This is a genomic window from Paraburkholderia sp. A1BS-2L (assembly GCF_051125205.1).
Classification (GTDB): domain Bacteria; phylum Pseudomonadota; class Gammaproteobacteria; order Burkholderiales; family Burkholderiaceae; genus Paraburkholderia.
Genome location: NZ_CP120429.1, coordinates 695,001 through 715,118, shown reverse-complemented (window position 1 = coordinate 715,118; position 20,118 = coordinate 695,001). Strand labels below are relative to the sequence as shown.

Below are 20,118 nucleotides of genomic sequence, written 5' to 3'. Positions count from 1 at the left end.
GGTTAGAACTCCACACCTTTCTGCGCCTTTACGCCCTGTTCCTTATAAGGATGCTTCACGAGGCGCATTTCCGTGACGAGATCGGCTGCCTCGATGAGCGCATCGGGCGCGTGGCGGCCGGTGACTACGACATGCTGCGCCGGGCCACGCGCGCTCAGCACAGCGAGCACTTCATCGAGCGGCAGGTATTCGTACTTGAGGACAGTGTTGAGTTCGTCGAGGATCACCATCCGGTAGTTGTCGCTCTGGATCATTGCGACGGCCTGATCCCAGCCTTTGCGGGCCGTGGCCATGTCGGCCTCGCGGTTCTGCGTGTTCCATGTATAGCCATCACCCATCGTGACGAAATCGCACATCGGATGTGCGCCGAGAAAATCACGCTCGGACGTATGCAACGCGCCCTTGATGAACTGCACGACACCGAGACGCTCGTTGTGGCCCAGCATTCGCACGGCCATGCCGAAAGCCGCCGTACTCTTGCCTTTGCCATTGCCGGTATGCACGATCAGCAGGCCTTTTTCATGCGTGGCGGCAGCCTGCTTCTTTTCGTGTCCTTCGCGACGGCGTTGGGTCATGCGCAGATGGGATTCGCTATCGGTCTTCATGATGTCCTTGTTTGTTGTCTGTGTGATCCGGCTGCATCGGGCTGACCGTGCCAATGGCAACCGTGACGCCATCGAGCGCGAGCTTGCCGCGCAGCAGCCGGGCACCGGGGGCAGCGAGCAGCGCACAAGGCTCGCATACACCCGCGACGCCGAGCTTCTCGCGTGCAACCGGCGAACGCGTGAGCGACGGATTTTCGTCGAGACAGGCACGTATTTCCTCCGCCCGGACGCCGACCAGCGGCATCCGATGCTGCTCGCAGAACGCCAGCAGGGCCGGCTCGTGCACTTTGTCTTGCAGTGTGGCCACGCACATGACTTCGGCCATGTCGCCTGATTCCAGCATCCCAAGCGCCATCCTGACGGCGGCCTCGATCTGGCCGGGAGTGACATCGCGCCGGAAGCCCAGGCCGATGGTCAACAGACCCGGTCGCCGCCCCGCAGGGGGCAGGGCATCGGTGCGGGCCAGCGGCGCCACTTTGCCGATCACCAGAATCGCCGGCGAGCCGAGGCTGGCGGAAGGAGCATGCATATTTCGGAGGCGCGTCGAAAGGGGATGAAACGAAAGGGGATGAAACGTTGCCTGTCCCTGGACAACAGGCAAATAGCCGAAGATCTCTTTTTTCACGATACCACACGCCCGCTGCAAGGCCCGAGGCTCGCCTCTTTCTTGACTGGCGCGCAGGCGGCACCTACACTCCCGGCTAATCTGGTGCTCGCGCACGCGTTCCGACGTGCGCAGTTAAACGGGAAACAGCGGTTCGATGCAGCGATGCGCTGCGGCGACCCCACCTGTGCTGCCCCCGCAACGGTAAGCGAACGTGTCGCTCGAGAGCGATACACGGCCGACTTCTACACATACGTGCCACGTATGTGCGCAACCACTGCGCTCAACGCCTGTCCATCCACAGGTCGCGCGGGAAGGTGAAGCGGCTTTTCGCCAGCCCGGAGACCGGCCGGAGAAGACGACACGCGCTGCGGGTAGGCGGCGCGCTGCCGAACCATCGCATTCATCACGCGTTTTCGTCACGCCTCAAGCCTCATGCCAGCAACGGCACGGGAGTGATGTTGCACGCGACCACCGCCATCGAGACCTTTCATGTCCACCTCCATGCGCAAGATTCCTGTGACCGTCATCACGGGCTTTCTCGGCAGCGGCAAGACCACGCTGCTGCGCCACATCCTGTCCAACGCGAACGGCCTGCGCGTTGCCGTGATCGTCAACGAATTCGGCGAGCTCGGGATCGACGGCGAAATCCTCAAGGGCTGCGGGATCGGCTGCGATGAATCCGGCGAGCAAACCGAAGGCCAGCTGTACGAGCTGGCGAACGGCTGCCTGTGCTGCACCGTGCAAGAAGAGTTTTTCCCGGTCATGGAAGCACTCGTCGAGCGACGCGACCAGATCGACCATGTGCTGATCGAGACGTCGGGGCTCGCATTGCCCAAACCGCTCGTGCAGGCTTTCAACTGGCCGTCGATCCGCAGCAGCTTCACGGTCGATGCGGTGGTCACGGTCGTGGACGGCCCGGCCGCCGCGAGCGGGCAGTTCGCCGAAGATCCCGAGGCCGTGGACGAACAGCGCAAGGCCGATCCGAATCTCGATCATGAATCGCCGCTGCACGAGCTGTTCGAGGACCAGTTGAGCGCGGCGGATCTCGTCGTGCTCAACAAGACCGATCTCCTCGATGGCGCGCAACAGGCGGCCGTGGCCGCGTTGATCCGCGAAGACATTCCCGCGCATGTGAAGATCGTCCCTGCCCACAATGGCCGGCTCGATTTGCCGGTGCTGCTCGGCCTGAACTCGGCGTCCGAGGAGACGATCGATCAGCGTCACGATCATCACGGTTCGGCGCACGATGCCGATCACCATCACGACGATTTCGACTCGGTCGTCGTGTCGGGCGCGCCTGCATCGCGCGATGCCGCAATCGCCGCGTTGCGGCAGTTGGTCGAGCACCACACGATCTATCGCGCGAAGGGTTTCGCGGCGCTGCCGGGCGCACCGATGCGTCTCGTGATCCAGGGTGTGGGCGCGCGCTTCGACAGCTATTTCGATCGCCGCTGGCGCGATGACGAAGCGCGTACGAGCCGCTTCGTCCTGATCGGCGAGGATCTGGATCAAGCGGTGCTTCAGCGCGCGCTCGATGCCGCGCTTGATGCCGCTCCCGGCGCGCAGTCTGTCACCGCGCCGGCCTGAGCGCATTCACGGCAGGCATCGCATGCACCTGTTGCGAACGGTCCCGGGCGGCTTCGTCGACGACACGGCGGGCGTGATCCGCATCGATCAACGTCCGGCCGACATCGTCGTGCTCAGCTCGGCCGATACGACGCTGTCGCTGCTGGCGAGCGTCGTCGAGCGGCTCGGGCCGGATTTTCCGAGCCTGAGGCTCGCGAACGTCACCTGGCTGCGCCAGCCTGCTTCGGTCGATTTTTACGTCGACGACGTGCTGCAACATGCGCGCGTCGTGGTGGTCGATCACCTCGGCGGCGAGGCTTACTGGCCCTACGGCATCGAGCGGGTCGTCGATCTCGCGGAAAAACGCGGACAGATGCTCGTGATGTTCTCGGGCGACCTCCAGGAAGATCCGAACCTGATCGCGCAGAGCACGGCCAGTCCCGAGTTCTGCACACGCCTGTGGCGATACCTGCGCGAGGGCGGACCGGCCAACGCCGAAGCCTTCATGCGCGCGATTGCCTGGCATGCGCTCGACTGGGGCGACGAACCGGCCTTGCCGATGCCGGTGCCCAATGCCGTGCTCTACCATCCAGAACGCGATACGCCGACGGCCGCCGACTGGCAGGCCCGCTGGCAGGCCACGGCGCCTGTTGTGGCGATCCTCTTTTATCGCGCGCATCTGCAGGCCGCGAACACGGCCGTGTTCGATGCGCTCATCGATGCGCTCGAAGCACGCGCGCTGAATCCGCTGCCGATTGCGATCACCTCGCTCAAGGACGCCGTGAGCCGCGATGTCGTTGCGCGGCTGTGCGACGAGCATGACGTCGGGCTGGTGCTCAACACGACGGCCTTCGCGGCATCGACGCCAGACGATCCGGAGCAGTTGCCCGTATTCGGTGTGGACGCGCCGGTTTTGCAGGTCATCCTGAGCGGCGGGAATCGCGACCATTGGGTCAAGGACAATCAAGGCCTCAATTCGCGCGATATCGCGATGCATGTGGCGCTGCCCGAAGTGGACGGCCGCATCATTACGCGGGCAATCAGTTTCAAGGGGCTCGCGTATCGTTGCCCCCATACCGAAGTCGACGTGGTGCGCTACCAGCCGGACATGGAGCGTGTCGCGTTCGTTGCGGAGCTGAGCCGGCGCTGGTGCCGGTTGCGCAGCCTGCGCAACGACGAAAAGCGACTGGCCCTCGTGCTGGCCAATTACCCGGCCAGCGAGGGGCGCATCGGCAATGGTGTGGGGCTCGACACCCCTGCCTCGGTCGTCGGGATCTTGAGATCGCTGCGTGAGCAGGGTTATCGCGTCGATGCCTTGCCCGACGACGGCGAGGCGCTGATGACCCGCCTCACGCAGGGCGTGACCAACGATCCGGAGGTGCGCGATCTGCGTCCGGCATTGCAGAGCCTGCCGCTCGACGATTACCTGAGGTCGTTCGCGGCACTGCCCGTCGAAATACGCGACGCATTGAACGCGCGCTGGGGTCCGCCGGAAAACGACCCGACGGTTCGCCAGGGGCGCTTCATGATCGCCGGCTGGCGCTGCGCTCGCGTGTTCATCGGCATCCAGCCGTCGCGTTCGCGGGTGGCGGGCGACTACGCGAGCTACCACGACGCCGATCTCGTTCCGCCGCATGCCTACCTGGCGTTCTACTTCTGGTTGCGCGAGGTTTTCGGTGTCGATGCGCTCGTGCACGTCGGCAAGCACGGCAGCCTCGAATGGCTGCCTGGCAAGAGCGTCGCACTCAGCGACAGTTGCTGGCCCGACCTGACACTCGGGCCGATGCCGCACCTCTATCCGTTCATCGTCAACGATCCGGGCGAGGGGAGCCAGGCGAAACGGCGGGCGCAGGCCGTCATCATCGATCACCTGATGCCGCCACTGACGCGCGCCGAGTCCTATGGCCCGTTGCAGGACCTGGAGCGGCAGGTCGATGAATATTACGAGGCGCTGATGGTCGATGCGCGTCGTGCGAAGCTGCTTCGAGGCACGATCCTCGATACGATCGTCAAGCACCGTCTGCACGAAGAACTGAGTCTTTCGAAGCCGCGCGGACAGGACGAGGAAGACGAGTTGCTCACGCGCGTCGATGCCTGGTTATGCGAATTGAAGGAAGCGCAGATTCGCGATGGCCTGCACGTGTTCGGCCGTTCGCCTGCCGGGCGCGAGCGACGCGACACGCTGCTCGCGCTGATGCGTTTACCGATCGGTGATGGAAAAGGCCGCAATGCCGGGCTGATCGATGCACTTGCGAAAGACCTGGGCATCGCCCAGCGATTCGATCCGCTGACGGCCGAAGGGTCCTCGCCGTGGACCGGGCCGCGCCCCGCGCTGCTGGCGCAGGTCAGCGATGCGCCGTGGCGGCATAACGGCGATACGCGCGAGCGCCTGGAATTGCTGGCGGCGAAGCTGCTTGACGATATGGGCGGCGATGCGTCTGATCTCGCGCTGAATCAACACGCGTTCACGCATGCGTCGGCGGTGCTGGAGCGCGCATTCGCAGATGTCCTGCCGCGCCTCGACGCCTGCGGCCATGAAGAGCTTCGTCACCTCACACGCGGCCTCGAAGGCCGCTTCGTTCCACCGGGGCCGAGCGGGTCGCCCTCGCGCGGCCGGCCAGACGTGCTGCCTACCGGACGCAATTTCTATTCGGTCGATACACGCGCGATTCCGACGCAGGCAGCATGGGTACTCGGCGTGAAATCGGCCGGACACCTGATCGAACGCCATTTGCAGGAGCACGGCGATTATCCGCGCGCGATCGGCTTGTCGGTGTGGGGCACGGCGACGATGCGAACCGGCGGCGACGACATCGCGCAGGCGTTCGCGCTGCTCGGCGTGCGCCCGAAGTGGGCGCCGGGCAGCCACCGCGTGACGGACTTCGAGATCATGCCTTCGAGCGCGCTCGGCCGACCGCGTATTGACGTGATGCTGCGCGTGTCGGGATTCTTCCGCGATGCATTCGCAAACGTGATGCACATGTTCGACGCCGCGGTGCAGGCGGTGGCCGAACTCGACGACGAACCGGAGGATGTCAATCCGATCCGTGCGCGCGTGTTGCGCGAGCGGGATGCCTGGGTTGCTCGCGGGCTGGACGAGCAGGAAGCGCGCCGCCGGGCGGGTTGGCGGGTGTTCAGCTCGAAGCCGGGGGCTTACGGCACCGGGCTGCAACAGATGATCGACGAAGGTGACTGGCAGACCGACGCGGATCTGGCGCGCGCGTACCGCGAGTGGGGCAGCTATGCGTATGCGCAGACCAGCGCGGGAGAGCACGCGCCGGCGGCGTTCGCGACGCGGCTCGCAAGCGTCGATGTCGTGCTGCAGAATCAGGACAACCGCGAGCACGACGTTCTCGATTCGAACGATTATTACCAGTTCCAGGGGGGCATGGCCGCGGCCGTGCGGCATTTCTCCGGACAGCAGCCCGAGATCTACCACGCCGATCACAGCAACCCGGATGCACCCCGTGTGCGGCCCTTGAGCGAAGAGATCGCTCGCGTGATCCGATCGCGCGTAGTCAATCCGAAATGGCTCGACGGCATCAAACGGCACGGCTACAAGGGTGCTGCCGAAATTGCCGCGACGGTCGATTATCTGTTCGGTTACGACGCGACGGCGCGCGTGATTTCCGATCACCAGTACGCGCTCGTGACCGATGCCTGCGTCAACGATGACGACACGCGGGCATTCATGCAGCGGCACAATCCTCACGCGCTGCGCTCGGTGTGCGAGCGGCTGCTCGAAGCCATCGGGCGCGGCCTGTGGCAGGAGCCGGGCGACTACCGCGCAAAGATCGAAGCACACCTGCTGGCCGCCGAGCAGCAGATCGAGGAGAAGCTACAGTGAGTCAGACGCAGTCGATATCCGCGGTGATGCCGCAGCCGTTTCCGCTTACTGCCCTGATTGGGCAGGACGCGTTGCGCGAAGCACTGCTGCTGGTCGCGGTGGATCCGTCGATCGGTGGTGTACTGATCAGCGGGCCGCGAGGCACGGCGAAATCGACCGCGGCACGCTCGCTGGCGGAGTTGCTTCCCGACGGCCACTTCGTGACGCTGCCGTTGGGAGCGAGCGAAGACCGCCTGGTTGGCACGCTCGACCTCGACCTGGTGCTGCGAGGCGGTGCGCTGAAGTTTTCGCCAGGGCTGCTCGCGCGCGCCCATGACGGCGTGCTTTACGTCGATGAAGTGAACCTGCTGGCCGATGGGCTCGTCGATGTCGTGCTCGATGCGTCCGCGAGCGGCATCAACGTGGTCGAGCGCGATGGGGTCTCGCACAGTCATGCGGCGCGGTTCGTGCTGATCGGAACGATGAATCCGGAAGAAGGCGAGTTGCGTCCGCAGTTGCTGGATCGCTTCGGCTTGATGGTGCAGCTCGAAAACTGCTTCGATGCACCGCTCAGGCAGCAGATCGTTCGCACGCGCATGGCGTTCGATCTCGATCCCGAGGCGTTTCGCCAAACCTGGGCAACGGCACAGCAGCAGCTGGCGCAGCAGATTCGCGCGGCGCGCGCGGCGTTGTCGGGGCTGACGTTTGCCGACGAAGTGCACGAGACGGTTAGCGCACGCTGCATCGAAGCCCGCGTTGATGGACTGCGGGCCGATCTGGTGATGCTGCGCGCCGCGCGGGCGCTGGCGGCGCTGGAGGCTGCGCCGGTGGTGACCGGCGCTCATGTCGAGCGCGTTGCAGAACTGGTGCTGTGTCACCGCCGGCGCGAACCGTCGCCTGACATGCGTTCGGCGGATTCCGGTGGTCGGTCCGGTGGTCGGTCCGACGATCGGCGTGGGGATGGCCGCGAAGGCGGGCAGTCTGCCGGAACGGACGCCGCATCTGCGACGGAACCCCGCCGCGATGGCGACGCGGACTGGGGCTATCTGCCACCCGAACCGGCGGGCATCACGCGCGTCAAGGGCGTCATCCCGCTTTCAACAAAAAAACGCTGATCCATCGGAAGGGCGCCGCCGCTGATCCCAGCGGGTTCCGATGGATAGCTGGCACACCCGGCACGCGCAAGGCCGCGCCTCGCGCAGCGCCACGCGAGCCAGGCGCGCGCGGACAGCGCATTGCATGGCCAGCGACGCTCGCCCGCAAGGGGCGCTCGCCGCTGCGTGCGGATCATCTGCGCTTCGTGCGCCACGAGTCGGCGGATGGCACGCTGCATTGCTTCCTGCTCGACTGCTCGGCGTCGATGCTCGGTGGCGGGCGTCTCGCACGCGCCAAAGGTCTGCTCGTGGCGTGCTTCGATCATGCTGCGGCCGAGCGCGAAGAGGTCTCGCTGATTTCATTCGGTGGAGGGCGCGCCGATGTGCGGTTCGGGCCAGCCGTCCCGCGCTGGTGGAACGAGCGCTGGATACAGCCGCTGGGCGGCGGCGGCGGCACACCGTTTGCGCTCGGCGTTGCGACGGCCGCGGGTCTGCTGGCGCGTGCGAAGCGGCGTAAGCCATCACAGCAACGGGTGTTGTGGGTAGTGAGCGACGGACGCAGCCGGGAGCAGCCCGCCAGACCGCTGGCTGCGGATCGGGTGGTAGTGATCGACTGCGCCCGGGAAGCGGCGGGGCGAGGTGAGCAACTCGCCCGCGCATGGGGTGCGGACTACCTGCTGCCGGAGGAGCTGGTGGTCATTTCATGAGTGTGCGCCAGTGAATCCTCACGCTTCATACCATCGCGGCGTGTAAATCCATTCCCCGTTTGCTCCGCCCGCAACGCCGCGTGTCGTGGACGAACCGACGATGACCATCGTCCGCATGTCCACCTGTGCGGATTGCAGCGCGCCAAGCGTCGTCGTGATCAGCGCTTCGCCGGGACGGCCAATGTCCCGGCCGAGCACGACGCGGGTGGCGGGCGAGCGCTGTTCCCGCACGATCTCGAGGGCCCGGTCGAGCTGCCACGGTCTGGCTCGCGATATCGGGTTGTAGAGCGCCATCACGAGATCCGCTTCGGCCGCGTGGCGCAGGCGGCTTTCGATGATGCTCCACGGCTTCAAATTGTCGGACAGCGACAGCACGCAAAAGTCGTGTCCAAGCGGCGCGCCTGCCTTTGCCGCCGTGGCCATTGCGGCGGAGATGCCCGGCACGATGCGCAGATCGACGGTTTTCCAGCGCGCATCGCTGCTCGTGTCGAGGACTTCGAAGACGGCTGCGGCCATCGCGAACACGCCCGGGTCCCCCGACGACACCACGACAACCTGCCGGCCTTCGCAGGCCAGTTCAAACGCGTGGCGGGCGCGCAGCAGTTCTTCGCGGTTGTCGGTGCAGTGCAGGTGTTGCGCGTCGCGAAACGGGCCGGCCATCTTCACGTAGGTTTCATAGCCGAGGATGTCGGTCGCAGCATCCAGCGCCGCGCGCGCGTCGGGGGCCATGAGCCCTGCACTGCCGGGCCCAAGCCCGACGACGCTCAGACGCCCCCGGCGACGACCGATCTGCGAAGGAGTGACAGGCATTGGCGCGACCGCGAGCGTCACGCCGCTGGCATGAGCACGGATCTCGTATCGCGGGCTCGTCGAGTCCGCCAGCATTTGTGCAACGTTCGGACCGCCATCGGCGAATCGCAGAGGAATACAGAGCGATGATGCTGCCGCTTCCAGCGACGGGTCTACCATCCGTGAAGCAGGCGCCAGCAGGACCGCGAGCGCATCGGGCGCAAGCCCGTGCGCCGACATGGCTGCGGCAATGGCTGCCGCGCTGCCCGCTTGCGCGTCTGCGGCCGCTTCCGTTTCCGGCACGCAAGCCACCACGCTGCGCGGATGGATGACGAGTTCGCCGCGCCTGCTTTCTGTCGCGCGTGGCGTGACCCGGATGGTGAGCGGGGCGCGCTCGTCCTTGGGGATCGGCGCGTCGTCCAGCCACGGCGCAACCCCCTCGATACGCACGCATTCGCCAGCAAGCAGATCGGACACGAAATGCTTGCCCTGATCGAGATCGGCGAGCACATAGCCATCCGGCGGATTGAGCAGACAGGTGCCGAATCGCAATTCGCCGCTCGTCGTGATGGCAGGTGCGACGTCCAGCGCCTGCGCGATCTTGCGGGCCAGCGTGTTGACACCCGCCAGTCCGCCGAGCAGGGGTACGACCGCACTGCCGTCCTCGGCCACGGCCAGCACAGGCGGCTCGGTGCCCTTGTTGTCGAGCATCGGCGCGAGGCAGCGGATGACGATGCCGGCCGCACAGAGCGCGATGATCGGCACGCCTTGTGCGTAGAGCGTCTGTAGATGTGCGCCGAGTTGGGGGAAGGCGACATCGGCTTCGCCTTCGACTCGCGGCAGCAGCCCGTGGATCGACGCGCCGGGGCACGCCTCCTTGATGCGTCGTGCCACAGGCAATGCGCTGCGCCCGAGCACGACGAGCACGGGCGGCGTGGTGTTCATCCCTGCCATTTCTGCCCCGGCACAACGAGTAGCGAGAAGTACGGCGAAGCCATCGGGTCGACAAGTGCCAGCGGCACGATACGCTGGTTCGGCATCGTGGCGCGTTCGACGTACAGCGCGCGGCTCGCGAGCCCCAGTTCATCGAGCACGCCGCGGACTTTGGCGAAGTTGCGGCCGAGCTTCATGATCACGGCGGCGTCGGTTTGCGCGAGCTTGCTGCGCAGTTCGTCCTCGGACATGACGCCCGAGAGGATGGCGAGGCTCTGGTTGCGATAGACGAGCGGCGTGCCGAGCACCGCGGTTCCGCCCAGCATCGAGCAGACGCCCGGCACGACTTCGACGCGAAACTTGCCGGCCAGCCGGTCGTGCAGGTACATATAAGAGCCGTAGAAGAACGGATCGCCTTCGCATACGACGGCTACGTCGCGGCCCGCATCCAGGTGCTCGCCGATCACGGCTGCCGCCGTATCGTAGAAGTCGGCGATGATCGTCTCGTACGACAACGGCGGCTCGAGTGCCTCGGTTGTGACCGGGTAGACGAGCGGCAGCCGGATTTGCACGCCGTCGAGGTGCGATTCGACGATGCTGAACGCGTTGCCTTTCTTGCCCTTGGCCACGAAGTAGGCGACGACCGGCGCCGCCTTGAGCAGACGGAGTGCCTTGAGCGTCAGCAGTTCCGGATCGCCGGGCCCGACGCCGATGCCAAAGAGTTGCCCACGGTGATTCATCATTCGATTTCCGATGCCAGTGCGTTGACGGCGGCGGCGGCCATGGCGCTGCCGCCGCGCCGGCCTTCGACGATCACGTAGGGGACGCCGCGGCTGTCGGCGGCGAGCGCGGCCTTCGATTCCGCCGCACCGACGAATCCCACGGGAAATCCGAGGATCAGTGCAGGGCGCGGTGCGCCGGCGTCGAGCATGTCGAGCAGGTGGAACAGCGCGGTGGGTGCGTTGCCGATTGCGACGACGCTGCCTTCGAGCTTTGAGCGCCAGAGCTCGAGCGCCGCCGCCGAGCGCGTGTTGCCGATCGTGCGCGCGAGTTCCGGCACGGCCGGGTCGCCGAGCGTGCACAACACCTCATTGGAAGCGGGCAGACGCGCGCGCGTGACGCCTTGCGCAACCATGCGTGCATCGCAGAGGATCGGCGCGCCGCCGGCAAGCGCGTCGCGGCCGGCTGCGCCCGCGCCATCGGAGAAACGCAATGCATCGACGATATCGACCATCCCGCACGCGTGAATCACGCGAACGGCGAGTTTTTCGAGGTCGGGCGGGATGCGGGACAGGTCGGTTTCGGCGCGTATCGTGGCGAACGACTGGCGGTAGATCGTTTGTCCGTCGCGAACGTAGTCAGTCATCAAGTGTGCTCCGGGCGGCAGCGCCTAGCAGTCGGGCTGCCGCTTCGATGGTCAGATTTGTGCCGATGCGCACGCCAAAGCGTCCGGCGGCATCGGACGTGGCCAGGGGCACGCAGGCCGGCGACGGCTCCTGGCGATAGAGGTCGTAACGACCCGGTTCGACGGCCAGCAGCGTGTACGGCGCACAGTGCGCCGCCGCACACGAACGCGGGCAGCCGCTCAGATGGGCTGCGACGCCATCGGGCAGCCGTTGCGCGAGATCGAGCGCGTCGCGCTTGGTATCGGCGAGCCCTTTCGCGCAGCCTGTCGAGCCGGCGCATGCGATGAGCCGCGCGAGCGGCGCCCGAGCATCGAGCAGGAATCCGGGCGACGCGAGGCGCTGTTTGGCATCCTCGATAGCCGGGGCTGGCACATCGGGTATCAGCACGCTTTGCCATGGCGTCAACCTGAACGTGCCGTTGCCGTGGTCCTGGGCAAGCCGCGAGAGTGCGCGCAGACCCTGCGTATCGATACGGCCCAGCGGCGGCTGGCCGCCGACATGCGACAGGCGGGCATCGCGTTGCCGCCAGGCGCCGAATCGGCGGCCAGGGTCGGCGGGGGCGCGACGCCATGCGCAAACCGTGGAATCGCATCGCAGTTCGATGGCAGCGCGGGCGGCGGCGCGTGTCACGAGATCTGCGCCAGACAGCCGGCGGAGAAGGTCGCGCATGCGGTTTTCGTCGGGCGCGGCGACGTCGAGAAACGTGTGCAGCAGCGCCATGATCATGGTGGGGAGATCGCGCGCGCGAACCGCGGCCAGTGCGGGGTTTGCCGCACTGTCTTGCCACGCAGGCGGCTGCCCCGCAAGACCGATGGCGAACCACGGGTTGTCATCGGCTTTCGCTTCCATTGCAGCGAACCAGAGATCATGGGGATGATCGAGCGCGGCGAGACGCTCGCCGCCGTCGAGCAGCACGCAAAATTTGGGGGACAGCGCAGCAAGACGTGGCTCGCTTTGCAGCAGGAGAAGGATCTCCCGGGCGAGCGGTTGCGTGTCGCACAAGGCGTGTTCGTCGATGCCGGCGCTTGGGCTCAGCAGCAGATTGCGCACGTCGTCGGCTGCCGTTGCCTGCGATGCGGCCTGCGATGCGGCCTGCAATGGGGGCAAGGTCAGCGCGCACGGAACATGCGGCCCGAGGCCCGCATCGCGCAGTCGCCGGCTCAGTTCGGCTTCGTGACCCGATTTCACGCCGCGCAATTGCAGATTGGCGCGATTCGTCAGCTCGACGATTCCCGATGCATGCGCCCCGGCTGCATCGGCGATGGCGAGCGCCTGCGCCGCGTGCAGCACGCCGCCGGGCAGCTTGACGCGACACAGCCCGCCGTCGCGCGCAGCGACGATGCGCGACAACGCAGGGCAGGCCGATGGCCGTAACGAAGGCTGTGAAACGTGGCTCAAGGTTCAACGAAGTTGGCGTCGTACGACTGCCACGTTGTCTCGACAGGGAGAGAACGCGCACCGGTACACCCCGCCCGGTGATGGCTTGCACGATCGATGGGCCGGCAGGTCTCCTGGCTCGCAGGTCGTCGTCCACACCGGCCTTCCCGGTTCTCCAGTGGCACCCTGGGGGTGTGGACTCGCTGCTTACAGTTGCGGGGGCAGCCACAGCTTCAACTGTGTTCCCTTGAAGCCCCGAAGGGCACCGGCAAAGCGGGTATTATGCCTTTTTTCAGGAAGGCCTCGAAGCGCACAGGCGGTTGGCCAGTCACGGGTAGCGGATGACGAACGGGAGTGTGATGGGTTGCTGGCTGACGATTGTGGGTATCGGCGAGGACGGTTTCGCGGGGTTGGGGCGTGCGGCCCGGCGAGCGTTGCTGGATGCCGGCGTTGTCATCGGCGGTGAACGGCATCTGGCCATGCTGCCCGCGCGGATTCGCGCGCGTCGGCAAGCGTGGCCGAAACCGTTCGATATCGGCAGCATCGAGTCGCATCGCGGTACGCCGGTCTGCGTGCTGGCAAGCGGCGATCCGATGATGTTCGGCGTGGGGGCCACGCTCGCGCGTGTGATCCCGCCTGATCAGATGCGCGTGATTTCCGGCCCGTCTTCGTTATCGCTCGCGGCGGCGCGCCTTGGCTGGCCGTTGCAGGATGTCGAGACGGTGTCTCTTGTGAACCGGCCCATCGCTGTGCTGAACGCGCATTTGCGTGAGGGCGCACGCGTGCTGGTGCTGAGCCGGGACGGCGCAACGCCGTCTGCGATCGCCGGACTGCTGAACGAACGCGGATTCGGCGCGACCGAGATGGCGGTCTTCGAAAATCTCGCTGGACCGCGCGAGAAGCGCCTGCATTTGCGCGCAGACGCCTGGCAGGACACGTCGATCGGTGCGCTGAACATCGTGGCGCTAACCTGTCACGCTTGCCATACGCCTGGGGGGCCCGTTGGGCACGGGGGCCGGTCGTTGCCGCTGACGCATGGTCTGCCGGACGATGCTTTCCGGCACGACGGCCAGTTGACCAAGCGCGATGTGCGCGCGATCACGCTTGCGCGGCTTGCTCCGCTTCCTGGTGCGTTGCTGTGGGATGTTGGGGCAGGGTGCGGCTCGATCGGCATCGAATGGATGCGCGCGCATCCGGCGTGCCGTGCCGTCGCGATCGAGTCGGATGCGCGCAGGCAGGCTTTCATTTCGCACAACCGCGACGCGCTCGGTGTGCCGGATCTGCAACTGGTGGCGGGCCGGGCGCCCGATGCGCTGGCAGGACTGCCTGCTCCAGATGCGGTGTTCATCGGCGGTGGCGTGACCGTGCCGGGAGTGATCGATGCGTGCTGGGCGGCGCTGCGCGATGGCGGCCGGCTGGTGGCCAATGCGGTCACGCTTCAGGGCGAGGCGGTGCTGATCGACTGGCGTAACCGCCATGGCGGCACCCTGACGCGCATTGCGTTGAGCGAGGCCCAGCCGCTCGGCGGTTTCGATACGTGGCGTGCCACCTTGCCGATTACGTTGCTGGACGTGACGAAATCCGCCACGACCCGGGCCGGGGCGGAGGCACAGCCGTGACGATGCGCGACGAAACGCCGGAAGCGCCGCGTCCGCTGCGCAGCGGCTATACGACGGGCAGTTGCGCGACGGCTACGTCGCTGGCGGCTGCGCGTCTGTTGCTGGGCGGCCTTTGCACCGATGTCGCCCGAATCGTCCTGCCGAAAGGCCAGCATGTGCCGATGCCGCTCGCGTTCTGCCGCTTCATCAATGGGCGCGATGCGGCGGATGGGGCGGAAGCCGGAACGGTCAAGGATGCCGGCGACGATCCCGATGTCACGCATGGCGCGGTCGTGTTCGCCCGAGTGCAATTGAGCACGGAGCCGGGGGTGCGGTTTCATGCCGGCCCCGGCGTGGGCACCGTCACGCGCGCCGGTTTGACCTTGCCGGTCGGTGAGCCGGCCATCAATCCGGTGCCGCGCCGGATGATGTGCGAGCACCTTGCAGAACTCGCGGCGGAGTATGGATACGCGGGCGGCTTCGAGGTCACGATTGGCGTCGAGGGCGGTGAGGCGCTGGCGCTCAAGACGATGAATCCGCGGCTCGGCATCATCGGCGGGTTGTCGATCCTCGGTACGACCGGCATCGTGCGGCCGTTTTCGTGCTCGGCCTATATCGCGTCGATCCATCAGGGCATCGACGTTGCAAGGGCCAATGGCTACCAGCATATTGCCGCCTGCACCGGCAACGCGAGCGAGGACGCCATGCGCGCGCACTATGGCCTGCCCGACATCGCGCTGATCGAGATGGGGGATTTCGTCGGTGCCGTGCTCAAGCACCTGCGCCGCGCGCCGGTCGAGAAGCTGAGCCTGTGCGGCGGTTTCGGCAAGCTGAGCAAGCTGGCGGCGGGTCATCTCGACCTGCATAGCCGCAGCTCGAGCATCGACTTGCCGCTGCTCGCGCAATGGGCGGCGGAATCGGGCGCCGATGAGACCTTGCAGAACGATATCCGCGCGGCCAACACGAGCCAGCAGGCACTTGTGATGGCGACCCGGCGCGGCATTGCGCTCGGCGATGTCGTGTGCCGGCATGCTCTGCGCGTCGCACAGGGGGTCGTGCCGCCCGACGTTAGCGTCGAAGTGTTTGCTATCGACCGCGTGGGGAATTTCGTCGGAGTCGCGCAATGACCCGGGTTCTGCTGCTGGGCGGCACCGGTGATGCGCTGAAGATCGCACGGCGCCTCGGGCCAGGCGACGTCTACAGCCTGGCCGGATTAGGCCGGGTGCCGCAGGATCTCGCGTGCAAGGTTCGCGTCGGCGGCTTTGGCGGAGTCGAAGGGCTGGCCCGGTATGTCGACGTTCAGCGTATCGGCCTGATCGTCGATGCCACGCATCCGTACGCGGCGCGTATCAGCGCGAATGGGACGAGCGCGGGCCGGCTTGCGGGTGTGCCGTGCTGGGCACTGCGTCGTCCGGCCTGGCAGCCGCAATCCGGCGATGACTGGCGTTTCGTGAACGGATGGGGCGAGCTGTGCAGAGCGCTTGCCGGATTTTCGCGCCCGCTGTTCACGCTGGGACGGGAGCCGCTGTTGCATCTCGACGAGATCCCCGCGCATCAACACTGGACGATTCGCTGCCTCGACGATCACCCTGGAAACGCTCGGGCGCGGGTGATCGGCGTGCGCGGTCCGTTCACGCATGAGGGCGAGCGGGCGTTGTTCGATGCCAGCGGATTCGATGTCGTGGTCAGCAAAAACAGCGGCGGTGCAGCGACCGAGGCGAAACTGGAGGTGGCACGCGAGCGCGGACTGCCGGTCGTGATGCTGGCGCGCCCGCATTTGCCCGAGGTCGATCGCGCGTTCGACACGATCGAAGTCCTGCTTGCCGAAATAGAGACGTTGCGGACCGTCGCAACTGTCCGTACCATCCGCCCCGGCTTATGACGGAGTGAGGCATGACGGTTTACTTTATCGGCGCAGGACCCGGCGATCCTGAACTTGTCACGGTCAAGGGCCAGCGCCTGATCCGTAGCTGTCCGGTGATCCTCTATGCGGGCTCGCTGGTTCCTGACGCGGTGCTGGACGGCCATCGAGCCGGGCTGGTCGTAAACACCGCCGATCTCAATCTCGATGCGATCGTTCAGTTGCTCGCCGACGCGCACGCGAAAGGGCAAGACGTCGCGCGCGTGCATTCCGGCGACCCATCGCTTTATGGCGCTATCGGCGAGCAGATGCGCCGTATCCGGGCGCTGGGCATCCCGTATGAGATCGTTCCGGGGGTCACTGCAACGGCGGCCTGCGCGGCGACGCTCGGCTGCGAACTGACGCTGCCGGGCGTATCGCAGACGCTGATTCTGACCCGCTACGCCACGAAGACCGCGATGCCCGAGGGCGAGGGTCTGGCCGATCTGGCCCGGCATGGGTCGACCATGGCGATCCATCTGGGTGTCCGGCACATCGCGAAGATTGTCACGGAATTGCTGCCGCACTATGGCAGTGATTGCCCGATTGCAGTTGTTTACCGCGCGAGTTGGCCGGACGAGGAACGGGTGACGGGAACCCTGGCCGATATCGTCGGCAAGGTGCAGCAGACCGACATCGCGCGGACTGCCCTGATTCTGGTCGGGCGTGTGCTGGCCGCCGAAGGATTTGCCGATTCATCGTTGTACGCGCCGGGCTGATTGGTACGCGGTCGTTCCTTCTTTTAATTCGTGAATGACTGGTTAGGACTTCGATTTTTTTTCGCCGTGAGAGCGGGGCCGCCACGCGATAGCGCATGCAGCACTGGAGTGACTGATGAAGAGACTGTTGATTATTGGTATCGGCGCTGGCGACCCGGAGTATGTGACCATCCAGGCCGTCAATGCCCTCAATGCAGTCGACGTGTTTTTCCTGCTGGATAAGGGAAAATCCAGGGAAAAGCTCATTTCCGTGCGCAAGGAAATCATCGAGCGGTATGTGAAGCAGCGTAGCTACCGTATCGCCGAGGCCGCAATTCCGGAACGCAGGCGAGAAGATGGCAACTATGTATCGTCGGTCGAGGAACTGAACCGTGACAAGCAGCGGGTTTATGAAAAGCTGATATCGGAGGAACTCGCCGACGGCGAGTGTGGCGCTTTTCTGGTCTGGGGCGACCCTTCGCTTTATGACAGCACGATGCGGATCCTCGGCGCCATATCGCGCACCGGCCGACACGATTTCGAATACGAGGTGATCCCCGGTATAAGCAGCGTGCAGGCGCTCGCGGCGAAGCACAGGGTTCCGCTGAATGCGATAGGGCAATCGGTTCAGATAACGAACGGCCGGAGCCTCGCAGGCGGGTTTCCGGAGAATGTCGACAGCGTCGTAGTCATGCTCGATTCGCAGCATGCCTTCCGGCTTCTCGCGGATGAAGATATCGATATTTACTGGGGAGCGTATGTTGGAACGCCCGACGAGATGCTCGTTGCGGGAAAACTTGGCGAGGTAGCTGACGATATTGAACGACTGCGTGCTGACGCTCGACAGCAACACGGCTGGATCATGGATACCTACGTGCTAAAGCGGCGTTGTTACGTTGATAAAACGGAGTCGCAGGATAGCGCGGCGTGAGTTTGACGGGTGTCGCTGGCGGCAGCGCAACGGGGGGCGGCATGCCGACGCCATGTATGCCGATCTCGCGCGTCGTTATGGGGAACCGGGCCGTCATTAACCGCATATCGCCACAGTGACCAATCACCTATGGGGCCGGCCTGAGCGCCCACAATGGACCTGACCCGTTCGTCTCCGATTGTGGTCTTGGCACTGAGTTGCACGGTAGCTATCAAGCATTCCCTTCCTCTGTTGCCGAAGTACGACATCAATGTGCCAACCGAGCCATTCTGGAACGGCTGTTCTGGCGTATCCGGCGCCCTCTACAAAGGTTCAGCAGCTTCGGTGATGGCGGTGCGCGCCGCCACCGGAATACCGTTGCGGATCCCGGTTGAATTGATCAAGTGTTTTGTAGGCCGAACTTCCGCTAAATGCTTATCCTTTTGAGCTACGTCAAATGACACTGGCGCCTCGGCTTGCAGCATCGAGAGCATGGCGGTGGCAATCGTGCATCGACCGAGGAGTGACCCGGGCAGCGTGGCGCGATCCGCGGGATGCGCGCGTCCGGATTGGTGTGGGAGTCGGCGTTTGCGAGACAGGGGTGGATACGACATGCGAAACATAGGGTTGATCCTGGCCGCGCTAGTGGTGTTGTCCCTTGCTGGGTGTGGCTATAACCGGATACAGGCTGAGGATGAACAGATCAAGGCGAGTTGGTCAGAAGTCGTCAACCAGTACCAGCGTCGTGCGGACCTCGTGCCCAACCTCGTTAACACCGTGAAAGGGTACGCCCAGCAGGAGCGGGATGTCCTCACTCAGGTCACAGAGGCACGCGCTCGGGTGGGCGCGATTCAAGTGACTCCTGAGGTGCTCGACAACCCGGAGGCGTTTGCGAAGTTTCAAGCCGCGCAGGCGCAACTGACCACTTCGCTTTCGCGTCTTCTGGTTGTCTCCGAGAATTACCCGCAGCTGAAGTCTGACGCCAACTTCCGGGATCTGCAGGCTCAACTGGAGGGTACTGAAAACCGGATTGCCGTTGCTCGGAACCGATACATCAAGGCTGTCCAGGAATACAACACGACCGTACGCTCGTTTCCGGCTGACCTCACGGCCATGGCGTTCGGGTACAAGGAAAAGCCGAATTTTTCCGTCGCCAACGAAGCGGAAATCGGCACGCCTCCACGCGTCGATTTCGGCACCCAGTCCGGTGGAGCAAGACCGGCCGCCGCGGGAGCCGCCAAATGAATGTGCTGGCGAAAGTCTCGTTCGCGCTGATTGCCGTGCTTGCGCTATGCATGGCGTTGGGCGCAAGTGCAGAGGTTCCCGTACCGCCCTTGACGGCGCGTGTGACGGACCAGACCGGCACGCTCACGCCTGAGCAGGTGAGCGAACTTGAGCAGACGCTGCAGGCATTCGAGAAGAGAAAGGGCACCCAGATCGCCGTGCTGATCGTTCCGACGACCGGAGCCGAGACGATAGAGCAGTACTCGCTGCGAGTCGTCGAGCAGTGGAAGCTCGGACGCAGGCAGGTAGACGACGGGGCGCTTCTCATCGTCGCGAAGGACGACCGGAAACTACGCATCGAGGTCGGCTACGGCCTTGAGGGGGCACTCAACGACGCCATCAGCAACCGGATCATTCGTGAAATCATCGCGCCGCGATTTCGGGAGGGCGACTTCTATGGCGGTATTGCCGCGGGCGCCGATCAGATGATCCGGGTGGCAGACGGCGAGCCGTTGCCTCCTCCGCAGCCCAGCACACGCTCGGGTTCGCCGGATCTCTGGAAGCTTGCGCCCGTGATCTTCATGCTCGCAGTCGTATTCGGTGGTGTTTTGCGTTCCGCATTTGGAAGATTGCCCGGCGCGGTCGTAGCCGGAGGCGGTGCTGCCCTCGTTGCGTGGCTTCTGGCTGCCGGAATTCTGGCAGCGGTGGCGGCAGGCGTGATCGCCTTCCTCTTTACGTTGACGGGTGCGGGCATGGGCGCTTACGTGGGAACTTACGGCATCGGACGCCGAGGCGGTAGGTTCGGCGGAGGCGGGCGCGGCGGATTTGGTGGGGGTGGTGGAGGCTTCGGTGGTGGCGGCGCATCAGGCAGGTGGTAA

18 protein-coding genes and 2 riboswitches are annotated in these 20,118 nt (G+C 65.3%); of the genes, 12 read left to right on the top strand and 6 right to left on the bottom strand.

Features of this window, described 5'->3' with window-relative positions:
* Window positions 1–2: 2 nt before the first annotated feature.
* Window positions 3–605, bottom strand: coding sequence for a cob(I)yrinic acid a,c-diamide adenosyltransferase (gene cobO / locus P5W98_RS18060; protein WP_421026667.1), 603 nt, complete (start codon window positions 603–605; stop codon window positions 3–5).
* Entirely contained in the window at window positions 592–1,230 is a 639-nt protein-coding gene (locus P5W98_RS18055) for a cobalamin biosynthesis protein (RefSeq protein ID WP_421026668.1), read from the bottom strand. The genes cobO and P5W98_RS18055 overlap by 14 nt, the downstream gene beginning before the upstream one ends.
* A gap of 65 nt (window positions 1,231–1,295) precedes the next feature.
* Window positions 1,296–1,577, top strand: a riboswitch (cobalamin riboswitch).
* A gap of 124 nt (window positions 1,578–1,701) precedes the next feature.
* On the opposite strand from P5W98_RS18055, the gene cobW reads away from it, so the two are divergent.
* The 4 genes from cobW (at window position 1,702) to P5W98_RS18035 (ending at window position 8,405) form a co-directional block, all read left to right on the top strand.
* Window positions 1,702–2,799, top strand: a complete 1,098-nt coding sequence (gene cobW / locus P5W98_RS18050) for a cobalamin biosynthesis protein CobW (protein ID WP_421026669.1) — start codon at window positions 1,702–1,704, stop codon at window positions 2,797–2,799.
* A gap of 22 nt (window positions 2,800–2,821) precedes the next feature.
* Window positions 2,822–6,625: a cobaltochelatase subunit CobN gene (gene cobN / locus P5W98_RS18045; RefSeq protein ID WP_421026670.1), complete on the top strand. Its 3,804-nt coding sequence runs from the start codon at window positions 2,822–2,824 to the stop codon at window positions 6,623–6,625.
* A gap of 26 nt (window positions 6,626–6,651) precedes the next feature.
* Window positions 6,652–7,719 carry an ATP-binding protein gene (locus P5W98_RS18040; RefSeq protein ID WP_421027079.1) on the top strand — a complete coding sequence of 356 codons (1,068 nt, stop codon included), beginning with the start codon at window positions 6,652–6,654 and terminating at the stop codon, window positions 7,717–7,719.
* Between the two features lie 185 nt (window positions 7,720–7,904).
* Window positions 7,905–8,405: a vWA domain-containing protein gene (locus tag P5W98_RS18035; RefSeq protein WP_421026671.1), complete on the top strand. Its 501-nt coding sequence runs from the start codon at window positions 7,905–7,907 to the stop codon at window positions 8,403–8,405.
* Between the two features lie 18 nt (window positions 8,406–8,423).
* On the opposite strand, the gene cobJ is transcribed toward P5W98_RS18035, so the two are convergent.
* From cobJ to cobG, 4 genes are read right to left on the bottom strand one after another with little or no spacing between them, the layout of a single operon-like run.
* Complete coding sequence (cobJ, locus tag P5W98_RS18030; RefSeq protein ID WP_421026672.1) at window positions 8,424–10,148, bottom strand: precorrin-3B C(17)-methyltransferase; 1,725 nt, start codon at window positions 10,146–10,148, stop codon at window positions 8,424–8,426.
* Entirely contained in the window at window positions 10,136–10,867 is a 732-nt protein-coding gene (locus P5W98_RS18025) for a precorrin-2 C(20)-methyltransferase (RefSeq protein ID WP_421027080.1), read from the bottom strand. The genes cobJ and P5W98_RS18025 overlap by 13 nt, the downstream gene beginning before the upstream one ends.
* Complete coding sequence (locus tag P5W98_RS18020; RefSeq protein WP_421026673.1) at window positions 10,867–11,493, bottom strand: precorrin-8X methylmutase; 627 nt, start codon at window positions 11,491–11,493, stop codon at window positions 10,867–10,869. Before P5W98_RS18020 ends, P5W98_RS18025 begins: the two co-directional genes overlap by 1 nt.
* Window positions 11,486–12,883, bottom strand: coding sequence for a precorrin-3B synthase (gene cobG, locus P5W98_RS18015; protein WP_421026674.1), 1,398 nt, complete (start codon window positions 12,881–12,883; stop codon window positions 11,486–11,488). The genes P5W98_RS18020 and cobG overlap by 8 nt, the downstream gene beginning before the upstream one ends.
* A 134-nt stretch (window positions 12,884–13,017) precedes the next feature.
* Window positions 13,018–13,195: riboswitch (cobalamin riboswitch) on the bottom strand.
* 74 nt (window positions 13,196–13,269) lie between these two features.
* Between cobG and cbiE the strand changes: the two genes are divergently transcribed.
* The 8 genes from cbiE (at window position 13,270) to P5W98_RS17975 (ending at window position 20,118) form a co-directional block, all read left to right on the top strand.
* The gene (cbiE, locus tag P5W98_RS18010) at window positions 13,270–14,529 is read left to right on the top strand and encodes a precorrin-6y C5,15-methyltransferase (decarboxylating) subunit CbiE (RefSeq protein ID WP_421027081.1); all 1,260 of its coding nucleotides are present in this window, start codon (window positions 13,270–13,272) and stop codon (window positions 14,527–14,529) included.
* Between the two features lie 2 nt (window positions 14,530–14,531).
* Window positions 14,532–15,635 (top strand): cobalt-precorrin-5B (C(1))-methyltransferase, encoded by a 1,104-nt coding sequence (locus P5W98_RS18005; RefSeq protein WP_421027082.1) that lies wholly within the window; start codon window positions 14,532–14,534, stop codon window positions 15,633–15,635.
* On the top strand, window positions 15,632–16,390 hold the full coding sequence (locus tag P5W98_RS18000) for a cobalt-precorrin-6A reductase (RefSeq protein ID WP_421026675.1): 759 nt from the start codon (window positions 15,632–15,634) through the stop codon (window positions 16,388–16,390). The genes P5W98_RS18005 and P5W98_RS18000 overlap by 4 nt, the downstream gene beginning before the upstream one ends.
* Window positions 16,391–16,401: 11 nt before the next feature.
* A complete protein-coding gene (gene cobM, locus P5W98_RS17995; protein WP_421026676.1) occupies window positions 16,402–17,127 on the top strand; it encodes a precorrin-4 C(11)-methyltransferase in 726 nt (241 codons plus the stop codon).
* Window positions 17,128–17,242: 115 nt separating this feature from the next.
* On the top strand, window positions 17,243–18,037 hold the full coding sequence (gene cobF, locus P5W98_RS17990) for a precorrin-6A synthase (deacetylating) (protein ID WP_421026677.1): 795 nt from the start codon (window positions 17,243–17,245) through the stop codon (window positions 18,035–18,037).
* Between the two features lie 153 nt (window positions 18,038–18,190).
* On the top strand, window positions 18,191–18,463 hold the full coding sequence (locus P5W98_RS17985; RefSeq protein WP_421026678.1) for a hypothetical protein: 273 nt from the start codon (window positions 18,191–18,193) through the stop codon (window positions 18,461–18,463).
* 165 nt (window positions 18,464–18,628) lie between these two features.
* Complete coding sequence (locus P5W98_RS17980; RefSeq protein ID WP_421026679.1) at window positions 18,629–19,261, top strand: LemA family protein; 633 nt, start codon at window positions 18,629–18,631, stop codon at window positions 19,259–19,261.
* Entirely contained in the window at window positions 19,258–20,118 is an 861-nt protein-coding gene (locus P5W98_RS17975; protein ID WP_421026680.1) for a TPM domain-containing protein, read from the top strand. The genes P5W98_RS17980 and P5W98_RS17975 overlap by 4 nt, the downstream gene beginning before the upstream one ends.